This window comes from Atribacterota bacterium, from assembly GCA_028703475.1.
Taxonomy (GTDB): domain Bacteria; phylum Atribacterota; class Phoenicimicrobiia; order Phoenicimicrobiales; family Stramentimicrobiaceae; genus JAQVMU01.
On sequence record JAQVMU010000100.1, the window covers coordinates 1 to 4,061 of the forward strand.

The 4,061-nt window shown below is 35.6% G+C and carries 6 protein-coding genes; all 6 read left to right on the forward strand.

Features of this window, described 5'->3' with window-relative positions; genetic code table 11:
- The coding region (locus PHQ99_07965) for a substrate-binding domain-containing protein (GenBank protein MDD4289506.1) at nt 1-1,264 on the forward strand (1,264 nt) is incomplete at its 5' end.
- On the forward strand, nt 1,261-2,271 hold the full coding sequence (gene moaA / locus PHQ99_07970) for a GTP 3',8-cyclase MoaA (protein ID MDD4289507.1): 1,011 nt from the start codon (nt 1,261-1,263) through the stop codon (nt 2,269-2,271). The genes PHQ99_07965 and moaA, both read left to right, overlap by 4 nt.
- Nucleotides 2,272-2,275: 4 nt before the next feature.
- Entirely contained in the window at nt 2,276-2,821 is a 546-nt protein-coding gene (gene moaC / locus PHQ99_07975; GenBank protein ID MDD4289508.1) for a cyclic pyranopterin monophosphate synthase MoaC, read from the forward strand.
- On the forward strand, nt 2,818-3,276 hold the full coding sequence (locus tag PHQ99_07980; GenBank protein ID MDD4289509.1) for an MOSC domain-containing protein: 459 nt from the start codon (nt 2,818-2,820) through the stop codon (nt 3,274-3,276). The genes moaC and PHQ99_07980 overlap by 4 nt, the downstream gene beginning before the upstream one ends.
- Nucleotides 3,269-3,760 (forward strand): molybdopterin adenylyltransferase, encoded by a 492-nt coding sequence (gene mog, locus PHQ99_07985; protein ID MDD4289510.1) that lies wholly within the window; start codon nt 3,269-3,271, stop codon nt 3,758-3,760. Before PHQ99_07980 ends, mog begins: the two co-directional genes overlap by 8 nt.
- Nucleotides 3,761-3,843: 83 nt before the next feature.
- On the forward strand, nt 3,844-4,061 hold a 218-nt coding region (locus tag PHQ99_07990; protein ID MDD4289511.1), incomplete at its 3' end, for a LysE family transporter.

Sequence of the window (4,061 nt, forward strand, 5' to 3'; positions counted from 1 at the left end):
TATATATCCAATTATACGTGATATTAAAGAAGAGTTGAAAAAGACACTGCAGTCAGCAGCAACAGAGAATGACATAGTGACTGTGATTGCAGGAACCTCCGCCGGGAGTAAAGATTTTACCGTAAAAGCACTGGCAGATATTGGAGAGATACTATTTCATGGTATAGCTATAATGCCTGGTAAACCAACATTAGCCGGAATAGTACAAGGTGTACCCGTTATTGGTTTGCCAGGATACCCGGTTTCTTATTTAATCGCTGCCTGGGAATTTGTGTTGCCTTTAGTCTATAAAAATTTAAGACAAATCCCACCGGAGAGAAAAAAAGATAAGGTGTTAATGGCAAAAAAGGTTGTGTCTAAATTAGGAAATGAAGAATTCCTTCGAGTAAAACTGGCCAAAATTGAAGATAACATAATGGCATATCCTCTAAGCCGCGGAGCAGGAGTTATTTCGTCATTAGTAGAAGCCGATGCGCTTGTAAGAATACCATCTCTCAGCGAAGGTTTGAGCTTAAAAGAAGAAATTGAAGCAGAATTATTAGAGAATAATTCAAATATAGACAATACAATAATTATTATTGGAAGTCATGATCTTATATTGGATGTTTTAAGGAATAAATTACAAACCAGTTCACCAGAATTTCGCCTTGCATCCTTTCATACCGGTAGTATGGGCGGACTGTTAGCATTGAAACAGGGAATTACTCATCTTGCAACTTCTCATCTGCTGGATGTAGAAAGTGGAGATTATAATTTTCCTTATATTAGAAGCATTTTACCGGGTCAAAAAATAATTGTTGTCAATATGGCTTACAGGCAGCAGGGATTTATGGTGCCAAAAAATAACCCAAAAAATATTTTCGAAGTAAAAGATTTAGTAAGAAGTGATGTTCGATTAGTTAATAGACAAAAAGGCTCAGGGACCAGGGTTTTGTTAGATTATTTGCTTGAGAAAAGTAATATTAATCCTGCTGAAATTCAGGGTTATAACCAGGAGGAGTTTACCCATCTGATGGTAGCTTCGGCGGTTGCCAACAAAAGGGTGGATGTAGGTTTAGGGATTTTTTCAGCAGCAAAAGCTTTTGACCTGGACTTTGTTTCTCTAATTAAGGAACGTTATGATTTGATTATACCGGAAAAATATTTTAATAGCCCGGGAATAAAAAGAATATTAGGAATAATAGAAACAGATAGTTTTAAAAATCAGGTTGAGGAACTTGGTGGATATGACTTAAGCCATTGCGGAAAGGTACTGAGAAAATGAAAAAATTAATTGATAAGTATGGAAGAGAGATTACCTATTTAAGGATTTCATTGACAGATCGCTGTAATTTTAGATGCATTTATTGTTCCCCTTCTGATAAGAATTTTTGTTTTATTAAGCATCAGAATATATTGAGATTTGAAGAAATCCTGGAGATTGCTCAAGTAGCAGTCAAGATGGGTATGACCAAAATAAGACTAACCGGCGGTGAACCATTGGTAAGAAAAGGTGTCATTGCTTTTATAGAGAAATTAAGGGCTATTGAAGGGTTGGAAGATATCTCAATGACTACAAATGGGTATTATTTGAGTGAGATGGCTGAATCCTTAAAAAAGGCCGGCTTAAATCGGGTTAATATCAGTCTCGATTCCCTTCAGAGAGAAAAATTTAAAATGATTACCGGTTTTGATGGCTTAGAAAGGGTTTTACAGGCAATTGATACCTCTTTGGAATTAGGATTAGAACCTGTTAAAATTAATGTAGTTTTATTAAAGGGTATCAATGATGATGAAGTGGAAAATTTTATCCAGTTAACTTATGATAAACCATTGTATGTTAGATTTATTGAGTTAATGCCAACCAATCATGAACTTACTCAAATAAACCAGGGACACTTTGTTTCTGCTGATATTATTAAGAAAAAGATGAAAATGAAATTTCCGGACCTAAGACCAATTTCCATTGAAAAAGGCTATGGTCCGGCAGTTTATTATCAATTACCCGGAGCTAAAGGAATGGTCGGTTTTATTACAGCAGTCAGCCAGCATTTTTGTGCAAAATGTAATCGCATTCGATTAACTGCTGAAGGTAAAATAAGACCATGTTTATTTAATTCCCGGGAAGTAGAAATAAGGGACAGGTTGAGAAAAATTCCCATGAATGAAAAAGAAAAAAGGGAAAAAACTATTCAGTACTGTTTAGAAGAAGCAATAAAAATTAAGCCATTTCGACACCATATAGGAAATAAAAATCTTTCCGAATTTGATATGTCAAAAATAGGAGGATAAAAAAATGAATAATAAAAAAGCACTTTCTCACTTAAACGAAAAAGGCAGAGCTCGCATGGTTAATGTAGGCGATAAAGAAGATACCCACAGGATAGCCATTGCTGAAGGTGTAGTAAAAATGCAACCTGAAACGCTTGCTTTAATCAAAGATAAAAAAATTGCCAAAGGAGATGTTCTGGGAATTGCTCAGGTAGCAGGCATTATGGCTGCAAAGGAAACAAGTCGCATGATTCCTCTCTGCCACCCCTTAATTCTCAATAATGTAGATATGGATTTTTATTTTATGGATGAAAGAAATAGCATTTTAATACGCTCTATTGTAATGACCACCGGTAAAACAGGAGTAGAAATGGAAGCACTGCATGCTGTTTCAGTAGCAGCACTTACTATCTATGATATTTGTAAGGCAGTGGAACGGGGGATTGAAATCAGTCATATTCATCTGGTTGAGAAAGATGGAGGCAAGAGTGGTCATTATCAGGGTAAATCATATCTTAATATCAAGGAAGATATGGATAATTCTGATTCTGAAGGAGAAATGTTAAAATGAGCAATAAACAAGGTACAGTACTAGCAGTATGTATTGGAGACAGTCGGAAAAAACCTAAAAAGACAGTTGAAAATGCTGTACTTATTAAAGATTTTGGGATTAAAGGTGATGTTCATGCTGGCAGAGATCATAAACAGGTTAGTCTTCTTAGCCTGGTTAGCCTGGAAAAAAATAGAAAAGCAGGTTATGAGCTTAATTATGGAGACCTGTTTGAAAATATAGATTTCAAGGGAATTGCTGATTTATACAAATATCCCCTGGGAACATTTATTAGAATTGGAAAAGAGGTTATCTTAAGTATTACTCAGATTGGAAAAGATCATGATGTGGATATTGAAGTCCGTGGACAGAAAGTTCGCTCTATTATGCCTGTTGAAGGAATTTTTACTCGGGTAGTTAAAGGTGGCATAGTCCAGGCAGGTGATACGATTGAGGTGATAACAGAAGATGATTAAAGTTGCCATAATTACCGTAAGTGATAAGGGTGCCAGAGGACAGAGAGAGGATATTAGTGGAGAGACTATTAAATTTATCCTGGAGAAAATAGAAGCAAAGGTTGTAGAATATAAAATTGTTCCGGATGAAATTGATATGATTCAGCAAGCTATAATCAAGGCAGTTGATAGCGCAAAAGTTGATTTAGTATTAACTACAGGTGGAACCGGATTATCTGTTAGAGATGTAACTCCTGATGCTACAATGGCGGTGATTGACAAATTGGTGCCTGGCATAAGTGAGATAATTCGGATGGAAAGTTTTCAGAAAACACCAAAGGCAATTTTATCGCGAGCAATTGCCGGAATTCGCAAAAGAAGTTTAATTATAAATCTGCCGGGAAGCCCTAAAGGCGTAAGAGAATCGTTAAATGTAATTTTGGAAGCGCTGCCTCATGGTATTGATATCTTGAAAGGTGATGCGTCTGAATGTGGGAAAGAATAAATATATTTTTTTGTGATTTTTTAAAAACCAATATAATAAAATATAAATCACTATTTATTATGTATTCTTAAAGGATAATATAAATGTTTTTATCTTTTTTATTTAAGACAGTCATTATATCACTTTCCGGGGTTATGGCACCTGGACCGATAACTGCTATGACAGTGAGTAAAGGCACACAGAATCCTCATTCCGGACCAATGATTGCGATAGGACATGGTATAGTTGAATTACCCCTGATTTTGATAATCTTCTTCGGTTTTGGAAATTTCTTGGAAATTACCTGGGTAAAAGTTGCTAT